The organism is Arachidicoccus terrestris, from assembly GCF_020042345.1.
Taxonomy (GTDB): Bacteria; Bacteroidota; Bacteroidia; order Chitinophagales; family Chitinophagaceae; genus Arachidicoccus; species Arachidicoccus terrestris.
The window spans coordinates 664634-680633 of record NZ_CP083387.1; the positions used below are offsets into that span (position 1 = coordinate 664634).

11 protein-coding genes are annotated in these 16000 nt (G+C 49.0%); 8 read left to right on the forward strand and 3 right to left on the reverse strand.

The features are described 5' to 3' along the window. Positions 1–176 precede the first annotated feature (176 nt). Complete coding sequence (locus K9M52_RS02630; protein ID WP_224070519.1) at positions 177–1631, forward strand: NADP-dependent isocitrate dehydrogenase; 1455 nt, start codon at positions 177–179, stop codon at positions 1629–1631. Between the two features lie 112 nt (positions 1632–1743). On the opposite strand, the gene K9M52_RS02635 is transcribed toward K9M52_RS02630, so the two are convergent. Continuing rightward, positions 1744–2724: an aldo/keto reductase gene (locus tag K9M52_RS02635; RefSeq protein ID WP_224070520.1), complete on the reverse strand. Its 981-nt coding sequence runs from the start codon at positions 2722–2724 to the stop codon at positions 1744–1746. 337 nt (positions 2725–3061) lie between these two features. On the opposite strand from K9M52_RS02635, the gene K9M52_RS02640 reads away from it, so the two are divergent. Further along, a complete protein-coding gene (locus K9M52_RS02640; protein ID WP_224070521.1) occupies positions 3062–3520 on the forward strand; it encodes a DUF2269 family protein in 459 nt (152 codons plus the stop codon). Between the two features lie 129 nt (positions 3521–3649). Here the strand turns inward: K9M52_RS02640 and bioB are convergent, their stop codons facing one another. Together bioB and K9M52_RS02650 are read right to left on the reverse strand one after the other, a co-directional pair. Beyond that, positions 3650–4786, reverse strand: coding sequence for a biotin synthase BioB (gene bioB / locus K9M52_RS02645; protein WP_224070522.1), 1137 nt, complete (start codon positions 4784–4786; stop codon positions 3650–3652). 65 nt (positions 4787–4851) lie between these two features. Next, positions 4852–5031, reverse strand: coding sequence for a hypothetical protein (locus K9M52_RS02650; RefSeq protein ID WP_224070523.1), 180 nt, complete (start codon positions 5029–5031; stop codon positions 4852–4854). A 335-nt stretch (positions 5032–5366) separates the two neighbouring features. Between K9M52_RS02650 and K9M52_RS02655 the strand changes: the two genes are divergently transcribed. The 6 genes from K9M52_RS02655 to K9M52_RS02680 all read left to right on the forward strand — a co-directional run bounded on the left by K9M52_RS02655 (position 5367) and on the right by K9M52_RS02680 (position 15999). Further along, the gene (locus K9M52_RS02655) at positions 5367–8684 is read left to right on the forward strand and encodes a SusC/RagA family TonB-linked outer membrane protein (RefSeq protein ID WP_224070524.1); all 3318 of its coding nucleotides are present in this window, start codon (positions 5367–5369) and stop codon (positions 8682–8684) included. Positions 8685–8715: 31 nt separating this feature from the next. After that, complete coding sequence (gene nanU / locus K9M52_RS02660; RefSeq protein ID WP_224070525.1) at positions 8716–10239, forward strand: SusD family outer membrane lipoprotein NanU; 1524 nt, start codon at positions 8716–8718, stop codon at positions 10237–10239. A 133-nt stretch (positions 10240–10372) separates the two neighbouring features. Continuing rightward, positions 10373–11290, forward strand: a complete 918-nt coding sequence (locus tag K9M52_RS02665) for a dihydrodipicolinate synthase family protein (protein WP_224070526.1) — start codon at positions 10373–10375, stop codon at positions 11288–11290. A 73-nt stretch (positions 11291–11363) separates the two neighbouring features. Continuing rightward, a complete protein-coding gene (locus K9M52_RS02670; protein WP_224070527.1) occupies positions 11364–12503 on the forward strand; it encodes a hypothetical protein in 1140 nt (379 codons plus the stop codon). 73 nt (positions 12504–12576) lie between these two features. Next, a complete protein-coding gene (locus K9M52_RS02675; protein WP_224070528.1) occupies positions 12577–13872 on the forward strand; it encodes an MFS transporter in 1296 nt (431 codons plus the stop codon). Positions 13873–13905: 33 nt separating this feature from the next. Then, entirely contained in the window at positions 13906–15999 is a 2094-nt protein-coding gene (locus tag K9M52_RS02680; protein WP_224070529.1) for a GDSL-type esterase/lipase family protein, read from the forward strand. Position 16000 lies beyond the last annotated feature (1 nt).

The window sequence follows — 16000 nt, forward strand, 5'->3', positions numbered from 1 at the left end:
TTACCTCTTTCATTATACGATCTTGTCAGTATCCAAGGGAAATATGGGCAAAATTTAACGCTTATATTCCCGTTTAGCCAAGGGAATCGTTTGCGCTTTAACACAAAAATTTGCCTAATTCGAGTAACTTTGCAGCGTCTTATTAAAATATATCACAATATTACAATTGATTAACTATGATTGAGATAGCCGTAGCTAAAGGCGATGGGATCGGTCCAGAGATTATGGAAGCGGTTTTAGATATTTTCAAGGCCGCCGAAGCACCCCTGCAGTATGAGTTTGTTGAAATGGGCAAATGGGTTTTTGATAAGGGATTCGGCAATGGCATGACGCCGGAAGCCAAAACAACCATTGAAAAACTGGGCATTCTTTTCAAAGGCCCGATGGAAACCCCAAAAGGTAAAGGTGTAAAAAGCATCAATGTGACCGCCAGAAAGACCTGGAACACCTACGCCAATAAAAGAACTTTCCAGACACTGCATGGTGTCAACACCGTCTTTAGTAAAGCAGGCATTCCCATTGATGTAACCGTTGTGCGTGAAAATATAGAAGACACCTATGGTGGTATTGAGCATCAGCTGACAGAAGATGTGGCCATTAGCCGCCGTCTGATTACCCGTCCGGGCAGTGAACAGGTCATCCGTTACGCTTTTGAAATAGCCCGTCAGAAAAAAGCACGCCGTATCACCTGTGTACACAAGGCTAACATCATGAAGATCACAGACGGCATGTTTCTGAATGCTTTTCGCAGGATTGCCGGTGAATATCCTGAGATTGCCGCAGACGATATCATTGTAGATGACCTTTGCATGAAAATGGTGACCCGCCCGGAGACTTTCGATGTCGTCGTGCTGACCAACCTTCAGGGAGATATCGTAAGTGATCTCTGCGCAGGGCTTGTAGGTGGACTGGGCTTCGCTCCTTCTGCCAATATCGGTGATAATATCTGCATCTTTGAAGCCGTGCACGGTACTGCGCCCGACATCGCAGGTAAAAATATCGCCAACCCGACGGCACTGCTGCTCAGTGGCATCGCGATGTTACAGCATCTGGGACTGACCGCCACCGCGGCAAAAATTGAAAATGCGCTGCTCTATACCTTAGAGCAAGGTATCCATACCGGGGACTTTGGAGATAAAATAATTCCAGCCCTGAATACAACAGATTTTGCAGCCAGGATCATTGCCAACTTCGGCAAACAGCCCAACGCAGGTGCCAGAACCGCGGCAGCTGACCAGCCTGTCAAAATCGAGGTGCCTGTACTGAAAGAAAACCAGCTTATTCACTCCAGTGAGCCCGCCACTAAGACCCTGGCTGGCGTGGATTTCTTTATTGACAGTACGCTGCAACCGGCAGCCATCGCTGATATCGCTCAAAAATACAGTACGGACAGCCTCCCACTGATCAACCTGAGCAATCGCGGTACTCAGGTATGGCCGGGCGGATCCAAGTTCACCGTGCTGGTGGATAGCTATACCATCCGTTTTGAGGCGCCTGAAGGCAAGACCATCACACAACAAACCATTATTGATCTTTATACGAAACTTGCCGGTGAGTTTCAGATTACCTCAGTGGAAACACTGCTGGAGCTGAACGGTCAGAAAGTATATAGCCTGGCGCAAGGTCAGTAAGTGAAGACCGATCGTTTTTTGTTTTATACATAAAAGAACGCTGTCTGTATGACGATTGTCATACAGACAGCGTTCTTTTTTATTGACTCGAGTGTAACCGGTGTCTCCCTTCCTATTGATCGGTATTGTACACCATTTTATCCGATAACGCCGTCAGTCTGTCAATATCTGACTTTTCTATTTTTTCTACCAGATCCGGTACAGCGGCAAGAATATCCAAATGTGTCGTTTTGGTAGCGCTGGACAAAGGCGCCCCCACCATCGGTGTAAAAAACAGCCATGCCAAGGCGAGTGCGGCGGCGGAGGTCTGATACTTGCCGGCCAATTCCTGTAAGAGATCAACGATCTGCAATCCTTCAGGCGTCAGGTATTTTTCTACATGTAACCCACGGATGCTCTGTCCCAGATCTTCTTTTGTCCTGTACTTACCGGTCAGAAAACCGCCGGCCAGTGACCAATAAGGAAATACAGTCAGGTTATTTTGCTGAGCAATATGCTGCAATTCCTGGTTATAGCCTGCTTTATCCACCAGATTATAATGTGGCTGCAGCGCCTGGTAAGCGGGATAACTTCCTGTTTTCGCCAGTTCCAGTGAAGCTTTCAACCGGTCGGCCGGAACATTGGAGGCGGCTATATATCGTACCTTGCCCGCCGCTATCAGCTCCCCGAAGGCGCCCAGCGTTTCTTCCAGCGGCACTTCACCGGTATCAATGTGGTTATAGTACAGATCAATGGAATCTATCTGTAAGCGTCTGAGTGAATCTTCAGCCGCGCTGCGTATATAATCCGCCTTTAATCCCTTTCTGCCGTCTTTAAAATCCCAGCCCACTTTCGTAGCGATGACAACTTTATCTCTGTTACCGCGGGCCTTCATCCATTTGCCAATAATTGTTTCTGATTCGCCGCCTTTGTTATCAGGCCCTCCCCATACCGAATACACATCGGCAGTATCTATAAAATTAAATCCCCGGTCTAAAAATCCGTCCAGAATCTTAAAGGAAGCGGCCTCATCAAGGGTCCAGCCAAATACATTACCGCCCAGATTGATGGGCATCACCTTTAAATCCGAATTACCTATCTGTATACTTTTCATACTTACTGTTTTTACGTGTTTGACAAAATTTGCTGCGTAATAGAAAATCCACGCTAAAGGTAATTGAGTTGTCCGACTAAACTTCTGTTATTGAACGGTTGAACCGCTGTTTTAGGAGAACCTTGGCAGTGCGCAGTATATATAGTGTAACACGAGATAGCAGGTTTCAGTGCCGGGCGTTCAAGAGACTTAAGCGCTTCGGTGAACTGTTCGGTAAGTAGTTAGGTGAGTGGTTTGGCTACTTATCAGAATCTAGTGACTTTTGTGATCGCAGTTACAGCTGAAAAGATATTCGACAATAAACAACAGCGGTATACAGGCTCCTTAAAAAACAGTTATGATTACGATATACGCCATTTTAAAATCCGTTCATATTCTCATGGCCATTATGGCCCTGGGCGCTAACCTGAGCTATCCGCTGTGGCTCTATATCGGCCACAAAAATGACAAGTACCTGCCCTTTGCCTTAAAAGGCATTCAGACGCTCGACGATTATATGGCGAACCCGGCCTATATTCTCAGTCTTCTCACCGGCCTGGGGCTCTGCTGGTATATGCACCTGAATCCACTCACCGCATTCTGGCTGTGGGGTTCACTGATCCTGTATGCGATAGCGGCCGGAACCGGTATAGCCGTATATAGCCCCCTGCTTAAAAAGCAAATGGCTATTCTGGCCAGCTCAGGCAAGGACAGTGCCGCCTATCGGCAAATTAATAAAAAAGGATTTTATACGGGTATATTCATATTCTTAATAGCCTTCAGTATCATCTTACTGATGGTGGCAAAACCTTCTTAGGCGGACTGTCAAGTGGCAGTTGCGCAAACGCTTTGATCACTGATCAATGCCCTGAATCCAGAACGGACTATTCAACTCCATTGAATAGTCCGTTCCCTTTCCTGTACAGTCATCATTTTATCAATCTTATCACTGACTGCCTTTTTCTTCTGTATTTGTTACACCGCCTTTATGTCTGGCAGCTTCATTACGCCCGATCGTGTGTCCCGGACGGCTCCACCTGGGATTTTCTCCCAGCGCCTGGACACGTGCATCGCCAGCCTCCACCACATCCCTTTTGGGATGCTTCTCGAAGGGCGCCTGCGCCTTGATGCCCAGTTCATCAAATAATTTCTTATCCTCGCCTATATCCGGATTAGGTGTTGTCAATAGTTTATCGCCTGCGAAAATGGAATTCGCCCCTGCCATAAAGCAAAGCGCCTGTCCTTCCTGAGACATACTGGTTCTGCCCGCAGAAAGCCGGACCTGGGTTCCGGGAATGACAATTCTCGCCGTAGCCACCATCCTTACCATTTCAAAAATAGAAACCGGCTGCTGATCTTCCATCGGTGTTCCTTCAACCGCTACCAGCGCGTTGATAGGCACGCTCTCCGGCTGGGGGTACATATTGGCGAGGATACGCAGCATGTCGCAACGGTCAGCCACGGTCTCCCCCATGCCGATAATACCGCCGGAGCATACCGTTATAGAAGTCTTACGGACATTGCCGATCGTTTGTAACCGGTCTTCAAATCCCCTGGTAGAAATCACTTCTTTATAGTAATCTTCAGAGCTGTCGATATTATGATTGTATGCATAGAGACCGGCTTCTTCCAGCCGCCTGGCCTGATTCTCTGTCAGCATACCCAGCGTACAGCACACCTCCATATCGAGTTTAGTCACTGTACGTACCATGTCCAGCACCTGATCGAACTCATCGCCGTCCTTCACATTTCTCCATGCAGCACCCAGGCAAACACGGGAGATACCATGTTGCTTGGCGCGCAGCGCCTGGGCCTTTACCTGATGAACGGGCAGCAGTTCATGCATTTTCACTTCTGTATGATAACGGGCTGCCTGCGGACAATAGCCGCAGTCTTCCGGGCAACCTCCCGTTTTAATAGAGATCAGTGAACTGATCTGTACTTTATTTGGATCATGGTGGTGACGGTGGACCCGGGCAGCCTCATAGACCAGTTCCAAAAAGGGCGTATTATAGATAGCGAGAATTTCTTCCTTTGTCCAGTTTTTTCTTTCGTGATCTGTCTGATCTCTAGTGATTTTCATGTGACAAATGTAGGGTGTTTTATCGTGCGGTGTCTCACTTCCGCTGCCTTTTCTTGTGCATTAAATCAATCAGTGATAGTGCTGCCGGAGATGGCGATTATCAGATCATTTTCCCTTTCAAACCTTTTTTTTACCTGAGCGATAAACCTGTCGTCCCCATGGCAGCAGGCGGATTGCCTGCGAACGGTCCTCTCTCCCTCCTCCTGATCCGGGAAGACAGTTGGGGGGAGCATATTTTTAATCATATTTAAAAATAAAATCAACAAAAAATTAGAAGTTGTGCCTTAAAAACTAACAGTATTTACGTTAAAGAACAGACAAAAGCCGTTAAGAGATTCCTTAGATTGGCAGCTTTTTTAAATTTAAAATAGCTACATAAAAAATTTATAATCAATAAAATATATTATTTAAATATTTTTTTCAGAAAAAAGTTTAAAAAATTTCGCCGATTTATTTGGTTAATAATAACAAAATATGTCATCTTTATTATGTCTAACATATCTAAATATTATGTTAGACATAATAAAGACTTAAAACTAAAAGAACTTCTGATATTTTTAAACTATTCAAAATGAATGCAATGAAAAAGAATCCTTCCTGCCTTAAGTGGAAATTGACTTTTTTTCTCATGCTGTGCGCTACTATTACCTGGGCACAGACCCGGCAGATTACCGGTACCGTACAGGATTCCACCAACCATCAGGGACTCAGCGGCGCCAGTCTGCACATTGTGGGCAGTACCCTTGGGGTGACCACGGCACCCGATGGCAGTTTTACCCTGAGCGTATCTCCGGGCGCCACGATTGAAGTAAATTATACCGGTTTTGATACCAAAACACTGAAGGTGGGTGATCAAAACATGCTAAACATCCTTCTGAGCCCCAAAGCGGGCAGCCTTGATGAAATTGTGGTAATCGGATACGGTACGCAAAAGCGAAAAGACATCACCAGTTCTATTGCCACACTCGATAACAAGACGCTGGCCAGTACGCCCAGAGCCAATATCGGCGCTGCATTGCAGGGCGCTGTACCCGGGGTACAGGTCACAAACAGCAGCGGGACACCGGGCGCTACACCCAACATCGTATTAAGAGGGGGCGCTTCCATCAATGCACCCGGTAACCCGCTGGTGGTAGTCGACGGCATTATCCGGGAGTTCAACGATATCCCGGCAGAGGATATCGCATCCGTAGAAATCTTAAAAGACGCCTCGGCGACTGCCATCTATGGTGCCCGCGCCAACAACGGCGTGATACTCATTACGACTAAACAAGGTAAGTCCGGCGCCGCTTCCTTAACCTATAAGTTCACGGGCGGCTATAACCAGAACAGGCGTGACTACAGCTACCTGAATGCCCATGATTATATTTATTACAACCGCATGGGCAACCTGAATTCCGGCAGGTCTTTATCCGCCGTCAATCAATCGCGCGGCTACGGCCTGTTGACGGACCCGGCCAACCTGGCGTCTTTTGATATCCGTAAGCTGGACAACAGCACACGGCACCTGCTTTCTGAAGGCTGGCAGATAATGGCCGATCCCTACAACGCCGACGGGAATGGACGAACCGACAGTATCCTCTATAAGGATCACTCCGGGGAGATCAAAGATCTGGTCTTTAGAAATACCTATACCAAGGATCATTATCTAAGCGCAATGGGCGGTAATGACAAAGGAAAATACTTTGCCAGTTTTGATTACTATGATGAAGACGGCATCATTGTAGGCTCCTCCTATAAGCGCTACTCGGGAACGGTCAATGGCTCCTATAAAATCAAGCCGACCCTGGAAGTAATTTCCGGTGTGAGCCTCTCTACGGCTTCTCAATATGGTATTGCCACTTCCGATGCCAATGTGATCTACCGGACGATGGCGCTTTGGCCCACTTTTAACCCATGGCTGGATACTGCCAGGACAGATCCCAATCCCGGTGTCGGCGTCAGCGATGGCAACCCCCTGTATTGGCTCCGCAAAAAAGACCGGACCAATACCGATACCAAGATAACTGCCAATGCATCGGTAAAATGGGATATTGTCAAGGGTTTATTTGTCAAAGCCACGGGTAGCATCTATTACAATGATATCACCAATCAGTCGTATGCATTTCCGACGTCTAATTATACGGATCTTTTTGCCGGGAAGTTATCATCCTATACCCGGGACGCCTACAACAGTACCAATAAGGAGTTTCAACAGCAATACAATGCGGTACTAAACTACAGCACCTCCATTAGCGACCTGCATCATTTCACCGCCATGGTCGGCGCAGAATACTACGGTGTGAAATATTCCAGCCTGTACGTGCATGGGCAGAATGCGCCGACTGACGATATCCCTACAGCCAATGCATCTACCCTGTTCCCGGCAGACGGTTCCAACGGCAGTACCCGGAGCCAGTTTGCCATCGTCTCCACCTTTGGCCGGTTAAATTATGACTTTAACCAGAAATATTTACTTACAGCGGTATTTCGTTCAGATGCGGTTTCCAGCCTGGCTAAGGAGAACCGGGTCGGTTTCTTCCCGGGACTGTCAGCCGGCTGGAATATCCACAAAGAGGCTTTCTTTCAAAACAGCGGCCTGTCGCGCTTCATCTCCAACTTAAAACCCAGGGTCAGCTACGGCGTCAATGGTAATATTGCAGGGCTGGGTAATTATGAAGTGCAGGGAACCTACGGTTCACAAGGCAATTACAACGGCTACGCCGGTTTCCTCAATACCGGTCTGGTCAACCCTGGCCTGAAATGGGAAAGAAGTACCACTACTGACATAGGCCTGGACGCCGGCTTTGTAAATAACAGGATCAATTTCACTTTCGATTACTACAACCGCAAAACCAGTGACCTTTTAACCAGCCTTACTTTGCCGAGTTATGTGGGATACGGCTCCATCAGAACCAATCTGGGTACCCTGCAAAACAGAGGTTATGAATTCAGTGTGCAGGCCCGTATTGTCGACCATCCGGATGCCTTTAGTTTCTCTATGGGTGCCAACGCCTCTTTTGTAAAAAACAAAATCCTCCGGCTTCCCTTTAACGGTAACGACAACAACCGCCAGGGCGGCCTGCAGGTCTGGGATCCCGCTTCCCGTCAGCTCATCTGGGTAGGCGGTTATCAGGAAGGTCAGTCCATCGGAGATGTATATGCCTTTAAACAACTGGGCATATTCAAAGACGATGCAGAAGTACAGGCGATTGCGGGCAACCGCTACGATGCGGTGGCCAATATCACCGGCCCCGGTATTACAGGCGGCGCCGGTAAAATCACGCCCGGGGATGTTAACTGGATGGATGTCGACCGTAACGACACCATCGACACCAGAGATCAGGTGAAGATGGGCAATATATTTCCAAAATGGACCGGTGGATTTAATACCAACTTTTCTTACAAGAACCTGTCATTATACGCAAGATTTGACTTTGCGCTGAACTATGTTATTTATAATGATCTGATGGCCCGCACCCTGGGTAACTATCAAGGTACCTTTAACTACCTGGATCGTCAAAAAGATGCCTGGACACCGGATAATACCGTGACAGACATTCCCAAAGTCTATTATGCAGACCAGGTAGCGGCCCCGCTGGGTAAGAAAAACTATACCCGGATCAATAATGCCAGCACCAGCCTGAACAGCAATAATTCTAACTTATACGAACAAGGTGGGTACCTCGCCTGCAGAGAGGTCACATTAGCCTATCAGTTCCCCGGTCAGTTACTGAAAAAGTCACGCGTGTTTAAAACAGCCAAAATATATGTCAGTGGCAGTAATTTATTCTACCTGACTCATTTCTCCGGGCCCTCTCCCGAGCCACCCACCAGCGGCAGTCAGGTAACCGGCGTCTATGTGGGCTCCTATCCTATTCCCAGAACGTATGTAGTCGGTGTTCAGGTCAGTTTATAACGATCCTTCAACTTAATAAAAATACAAAGCAATGAAAAAATATATGTCAATTCTGATGGTCCCGGTCGCAGCCATGCTGCTAGGGTCCTGCTCCAAACAACTGAACCTGGCACCGGTCAGCAGTGTCAGTGATGCCAATTACTGGAAAAATGCAGACCAGGTAAATGCCTTTGTGACCGGCATTCACATTCAATTCAGGCGTGACAATACGGCCTTTTTATACATGGGTGAATTGAGGGCCGGATCTTTCGGAACCGACCCCGGATCTTCTTCTGCCTTCACGGGCGAAGCCACACAGGGCTTTGAAAACATGTGGAATCAGACGCTCGATGCCAATAACCCCGGCGTGCGCAACTTTGGCGGATTCTATTATAATATCAACCAATTAAATCTGCTTATCCAAAAAATCCAGGCAACCAGCTTCGTTGCCGCAGCCGACAAGGCTTATTACCTGGGTATCGGTTACGGCATGCGGGCCTTCTATTATTTTCAATTATACAGAACCTGGGGGGATGTCATTATCCAGACGGCACCCGTAGATCATATCGACATTTCTAATCTCGCTAAAGCAGCGGATCCGGCCACGGAGGTCATGAAGCAGATTAAAAAGGATATCGATAGTTCTGCCGCGAATTTTGCAGATGATTACAGCTTTAGGCAACAAAAGGGATTCTGGTCCAAGCCGGCCACTGAAATGCTGAAAGCAGAAGTTTATCTGTGGACCGCCGGCAGAAAAGGAGGATCCGCGGATGCAACAACGGCGCTGGCGGCCTTAAATGATATCCAGGCCAAAGTACCCGGCCTCAAACTGCTGCCTTCCTACGCAGATATATTCACCGAAAAAGGCAATGATGAGATCATTTTTGCCAGCTCCAATAATCTAAATGAATCCACATTGAGTTTTATCGGTAATTTTGTTCCCCAGGCAGGGCTGATCCAGAACTTTTATGATTCTGTGCAAAACATGAAATTTGACGCGTCGAATAACTGGGGAGGCTTATTAAGGGCCCCTACTAAAATCAGTACCTTCAGACAGTTCAGGGATGATGACGCCAGAAAATGGGCATCCATTCAACCGGCATATAATAAAAACAGCGACGGCTCGTACAGCATTGCGGGATGTTTCATCCGCAAATACCTGGGGGAACAAAACGCGGGATCCAGGGAATATACCAATGATTTTCCCATTTACCGGTATGCGGATCTGTTATTACTAAAAGCAGAAGCGGAGATTTTGCTCGGCCAGTCACCGGCCACAGAAATCAATCAGGTCAGACAACGCGCATACGGTAATAATTATAAAGCGGCCGTGCAGGGGTATCCCAACCAGGCTATCGACGCCAATCCCAAAGAAGCTGTATTGCAGGAAAGACTGCTGGAGTTTCTTCTGGAAGGAAAAAGATGGTATGACCTAAGGAGTATGGGAGACCAATATGTCTTTGAACATACCTCACTTCGTTCCAGCGAGGCATATAAACTCCTCTGGCCAATCGATCTGGGCGCCCTGACCAATAACCGGTCACTGGTCCAGAACCCCGGCTATCCCAAGTTTTAATCAGCAGCACAATAGCTGACAGTTATATTCAGTCAGGGCGAGTGCGGGCCGGGCCGCACTCGCCCTGAAAAAGCAAAACAACCAACAATATAATTATTATACCTTCAATACTTACTTACCCAATTTACGTAAAATGAAATCACAATTAAAAGGCTTGATCGCTGCTCCATTTACCCCTATGGATGAACACGGAGAATTGGATCTGACGAAAATAAAAGACTATTATACGCTGCTAAAAAGAAATAAGGTGACCGGTGCCTTTATCGCCGGCTCAACAGGCGAAGGCGTTTCCCTCACCATGGATGAAAAAATGGCCCTCGCCGGCGCATGGGCAGCGGCAGCGGCTGACGATCCCGGGTTCCATGTCATTATACTGGTGGGCGGCACTTGCCTCAAAGACTGTATACAGCTCGCCAGGTATGCAGCAGAAGCCGGCATATACGGCGTTGCCTTTACCGCCCCTTCCTATTTTAAGCCTGCCAATGCATCCATATTGGCTGAACTGTGCCGCAAAATTGCCGGCGCCGTCCCTGATACACCCTTTTATTATTATCATATCCCGGTACTGACGGGCTGCCAGGTAACCATGTTTGAGCTGCTGAAAGCCATTGACGGCAGTATCCCTAACCTATGTGGCATTAAGTATACCCATGAAGACTTTATGGATTTCCAGTCCTGCATGAATATTGAAGGCGGCCGCTACAATATGCTCTGGGGCCGCGATGAAAACATGCTGCCGGCACTCGCCCTCCAGACAAAAGCCGCGGTCGGCAGCACATACAACTATGCAGCACCACTTTATCACAGGTTAATAGAAGCCTATAACCGGGGAGATCATTCACTGGCCGAAAGACTCCAGCAACAGGCCATTGATATGATTCGTTTACTGGGTAAGTACGGCGGCATGGCGACCGGCAAAGCCTACATGAAACTGATTGGTCTGGATTGTGGTCAGTTCAGGCTGCCTATCGGCAACATGGATGAAAAATCATTTGAGCTGTTTAAAAAGGACACGGAACAAATAGGATTCCCGAACTTTAGATCCGTTTAAAGGAGCACACAACAACAAATTCAGATCTATTATGATGCGGTCTTCACTTTTGTATATTCTATCTTTTATCATTATGGCGCATGCATCCTGTACGGATCATCATCCGAAAACAATATCTCTCAGCCGGCGTCCCTTTTCATGGAAGGTCAGCGGGCTACTCCCTCCACTTGCGGACGGAACACCCAACAAGGGTATTGCCGGACCGGTTGTGGGCGTTAGCCGTGATTTTTTACTTATCGGCGGGGGATCGAATTTTCCCCTGAGTCCCCCATGGGAAGGCGGACAGAAAAAATATCATCGACAAGTTTATGTCTACCAGCGGGCAGCTGACTCCCTGCAACCGGTCCGGTTACCAGTCCCGGCTGAACTTCCTTATCAGGTAGCTTATCCCGCATGCTGTTCCACGGATATGGGACTGGTGGTCGCCGGCGGCGAAAATGAGCAGGGACCGCTCAGTAAAGTCTTATTATTGAACTGGGATGCGCAAAAAAAGAAACTGCAGGTCGAAAATCTGCCGGATTTGCCTTTTGCCCTGACCTCGGGCATGCTGACGGCCGTGGGCAACACCCTTTATTATGCCGGCGGAAACGGTGCGAGCGGCACGTCAGACGCCTTTTTTAAATTAAATTTAGACAGTCTTGGCACCCCCAATGCTAACTGGCAGGCGCTGCCGCCATTACCGGAGAAGACGGCCTACGGTGTCCTTTACGGACTTGACAGTCTGCAACAAGTCTTTCTGGTAGGCGGCAGAAAATCGGTGGCAGGTGGCCCCAGTGAATTATATGCCAACGTTTATCAATTTGATATCAACAGGCATACCTGGAATAAAAAAGCGCCGCTTCCCTTTCCGTTATCGGCCCACAGCGGCGTCACATTTGATGCAGAGACGCTACTGGTCTTCAGCGGAGACAGGGGTGAAACGTTTCTGCGGACAGAAGCGCTGCTTTTACAAATCGCCGCCGCCACGGAACCGCAGAAAAAAGCGGCGCTGATACGGGAAAAAAATAAACTCCAGGCCAGTCACCCGGGCTTTGTACCCGCGGTGCTGGCTTATCAGGTGAACCGGGACTCATGGAGCGAAATAGACACCATCCCGTTCCCGGGTCAGGTCACCACTACAGCGGTGATCTGGGATGATCAGGTGATCATTCCCTGCGGAGAGATCCGGGCAGCTGTCCGGACGGCAAATATCATTACCGGAACATTGAAGTAAACAGCTTCAAAAAAAACTGAACTATGTATCCGTAGATAACCGGCACTTAATCAAATCAGAAAACAAGGAAAATATGCAAAATAAGAAAAACTACGCATGGGTGATTGTCGGACTGTTATGGGGCGTGGGATTGCTGAACTATCTGGACAGGCAGATGCTCTCCACGATGCGACCCGCCATGCAGGCTGATATAACAGAACTGCGCTCAGCGACCCAATTCGGATATCTGATGGGTATTTTCCTCTGGATTTACGGACTGATGAGCCCGGTAGCCGGTTTGGTAGCAGATAAAGTCAACCGGAAGTGGCTGATCACCGGCAGCCTGCTGGTATGGTCGGGCGTCACATTCGGGATGGGCTTTGCAGACACCTACCGGGAGCTCTATTGGTTAAGGGCGGTTATGGGCGTCAGTGAAGCCTTGTACCTGCCCGCAGGACTCGCCCTCATTGCAGATTTTCACGAGAAAAAGACCAGATCACTGGCCATTGGCATTCATATGACCGGTCTTTATCTGGGCTCCGCACTCGGTGGCTTCGGCGCTTCCATTGCGGCCAGTGCCACCTGGCACCTCACTTTCCATACATTTGGTCTTATCGGCATTGCCTATGCCTTGGTCTTAGCCATTTTCCTCCGAGAAAAAAAAGGGCATGCCAAAGAAGTGCCGCATAGCCCGGGAAACGAAAAAAAGCCCCCTTTGCTGAAAGGGCTGGCGGTTTTATTTTCCAATATTTCATTTTGGGTTATTCTCATGTACTTTGCCGTCCCCAGCCTGCCGGGCTGGGCGACCAAGAACTGGCTTCCTACTTTATTTTCCGCACACCTGGGCATGCCCATGGCATCGGCCGGTCCCATCACCACCATCACCATTGCGGCCTCCTCCTTTATCGGGGTGATACTAGGCGGCATACTTTCTGACCGGTGGGTTCAACACAATATCCGTGGCCGGATTTATACCAGTGCCATTGGTATTGCACTCACGATTCCGGCATTACTTTTTATGGGCTTTGGTCACAGTCTGCCCACGCTCCTGGCGGCGGGTCTTTGCTTTGGTTTGGGTTTTGGTATTTTTGACGCCAATAACATGCCGATTCTCTGTCAGTTTGTTGCCCCCAGATACAGGGCAACGGCCTATGGGCTGATGAATATGGTCGGCGTCTTCTGCGGGGCGTTTATCACCGATTTGCTGGGGCGCTCTTCTGACGGCGGGCGCCTGGGCCGTGACTTTGCTTTTCTTTCCGTAATCGTACTGGCGGCTCTACTGGTCCAGTTGCGGTTCTTAAGACCGGCGGTCAATGACTTCCGGGACGATGCAAACACGGAGCCCGCGCTCGAGCGGCATCATAAACCGAATCCAGATCATCCACTTTAAAAACGAAGTTCATTGCTAAACAGTCTTTCAAAAATGTTTACTAAAAACAGTTTCATACTCCTTTTATTGATGGTACCCTTGACCGGCAGCTTTGCACAAAAAGTGAAAATAGCCTGCGTGGGCAACTCCGTCACGTATGGCTATAGCCTGGCAGACCCGGCCACCGAGTCCTACCCGGCTGTCTTACAAAAAATGCTGGGTGACGGCTACCAGGTAGGCAATTTCGGCCATAGCGGCGCGACCCTGCTCAAGCGGGGGCACAATCCTTACTTTAAAACGCCGGAGTTTAAAAAAGCCATCAGCATGCAGGCAGATATTGTTGTTATCCACCTCGGGTTAAACGATACGGATCCGCGGGATTTTCCTAACTACCGGGATGCGTTTATCGCGGATTATAACTGGCTCATCGATACCTTTCGCCGGGCCAGTCCGGGCGCCCGTATTTATATCTGTAAGATGACACCTATTTTTACCGGACACCCCCGGTTTTTATCCAGTACCCAGGCCTGGTATAAAGCCGTACAAAATAAAATCGGGCAAGTAGCCAGGATCAACCACTGCGGCCTGATCGACCTCTACACGGCTTTTCACAACCGGCCTGACCTGATTACAGATGCCCCTACGCTGCACCCCAATAAAGCGGGGGCCTATCACCTGGCAACCATAGTCCGTCAATACCTGACGGGGGAATATGGAGGCCTTCAGGTAGCCGGTATTTTCACGGACAACATGATCCTTCAAAGAGATAAAACGGTTCCTGTCTGGGGGATGGCTAACAGCGGTCAGCAGATTACGGTCACCTTCCATCACCGGCAGTGGACAACAACGGCCGGGGCCAACGGAAAATGGCGTGTGGACTTACCTGCTTTTAAGGCCTCCGCTACACCGGCGGTTTTAAAAGTCGCCACCACAGATACGTCCTGTGTATTCCATAATGTTTTAATCGGCGATGTCTGGCTCTGTTCTGGCCAGTCCAATATGTACTTTTCTGTCCAACAGAGCCTGGGCGGTGGCGCCCTGGCCAAAAATGCAAAGCCGGCGCAAAACCTGCGGTTGTTAAAATATACACCGTATGCAGAAACCGACAATGCGGTCTGGGACAGCGTTGCTTTAAAGAAAGCCAATGAACTGGATTTTTTCAGTGGCCGGTGGACCTTAAACAGGCCGGCAGACGTGGCGGCCTTCTCCGCCGTCGCTTACGTGTTCGGTCTTCAGGTCCAGCGACGGGAGCAGGTGCCCGTTGGCCTGATTGAACTCGCCGTTGGCGGTTCTCCGCTTATCTCCTGGCTGGATAGAACAACGCTGGAAGAAAATCCTGCTTTTGAGCCTGCCCTGCATAACTGGCGCCACTCCGACTACCTGATGGAATGGAACCGGCAAAGAGCCGGTAAAAACCTGGAAAAAGCGGCCTCTCCCTTTCAGAGGCATCCTTATGAGCCCTGCTTTAACTATGAGGCCGGTATTGCCAAAATAAACCGGTTTCCCATAAAAGGCATCATTTGGTATCAGGGAGAAAGCGACGCCGGAAACGCGGAACTCTACAGCCGGTTATTCCCGGTCTTTGTCAAAGACTGGCGCGCATCCTTTGGAAAGGACATCCCCTTTTATTACGTGCAGCTCTCCAGTATGGACCGGCCTTCCTGGAATTACTTCCGGGACGCGCAGCGCCGGCTCCTCCAGGTGGTGCCCCTGAGTGGCATGGCGGTAACCAGTGACCTGGGTGACTCGCTGAACGTCCATTATCCAAACAAAATACCGGTTGGCCGCCGCCTGGCTAAAATAGCGCTCAAAGACACCTATCACCATGCAGAGGTGATCTCTTCTGGCCCCACCTTGGACAGTATTTTCGTAAAAGGCCGCCAGCTGATACTGAGATTCAACCACGGCCAGGGACTGACCACTTCGGACGGGCGGCCGCTGCGTGGCTTTCAGATTTTCAACCAGCTCGGTACGTTACAGACGGTTCCTGCTGAGATCCGCAGCAACCGGGTATATATACAGATCCCGGCAGGAACAACGGCGCAGCAGGTCGTGTACGGGTGGAAGCCCTTCAGCCGGGCCAATCTGGTGAACGCCGCCGGCCTGCCGGCCAGCACTTTTTTGAAGACCTTACAAATAAATAATTGAA

Coding starts and splice junctions, on each gene's coding strand:
- K9M52_RS02630 (WP_224070519.1), top strand. CDS start 177: ATGATTGAGATAGCCGTAGCTAAAGGCGATGGGATCGGTCCAGAGATT.
- K9M52_RS02635 (WP_224070520.1), bottom strand. CDS start 2,724: ATGAAAAGTATACAGATAGGTAATTCGGATTTAAAGGTGATGCCCATC.
- K9M52_RS02640 (WP_224070521.1), top strand. CDS start 3,062: ATGATTACGATATACGCCATTTTAAAATCCGTTCATATTCTCATGGCC.
- bioB (WP_224070522.1), bottom strand. CDS start 4,786: ATGAAAATCACTAGAGATCAGACAGATCACGAAAGAAAAAACTGGACA.
- K9M52_RS02650 (WP_224070523.1), bottom strand. CDS start 5,031: ATGATTAAAAATATGCTCCCCCCAACTGTCTTCCCGGATCAGGAGGAG.
- K9M52_RS02655 (WP_224070524.1), top strand. CDS start 5,367: ATGAAAAAGAATCCTTCCTGCCTTAAGTGGAAATTGACTTTTTTTCTC.
- nanU (WP_224070525.1), top strand. CDS start 8,716: ATGAAAAAATATATGTCAATTCTGATGGTCCCGGTCGCAGCCATGCTG.
- K9M52_RS02665 (WP_224070526.1), top strand. CDS start 10,373: ATGAAATCACAATTAAAAGGCTTGATCGCTGCTCCATTTACCCCTATG.
- K9M52_RS02670 (WP_224070527.1), top strand. CDS start 11,364: ATGGCGCATGCATCCTGTACGGATCATCATCCGAAAACAATATCTCTC.
- K9M52_RS02675 (WP_224070528.1), top strand. CDS start 12,577: ATGCAAAATAAGAAAAACTACGCATGGGTGATTGTCGGACTGTTATGG.
- K9M52_RS02680 (WP_224070529.1), top strand. CDS start 13,906: ATGTTTACTAAAAACAGTTTCATACTCCTTTTATTGATGGTACCCTTG.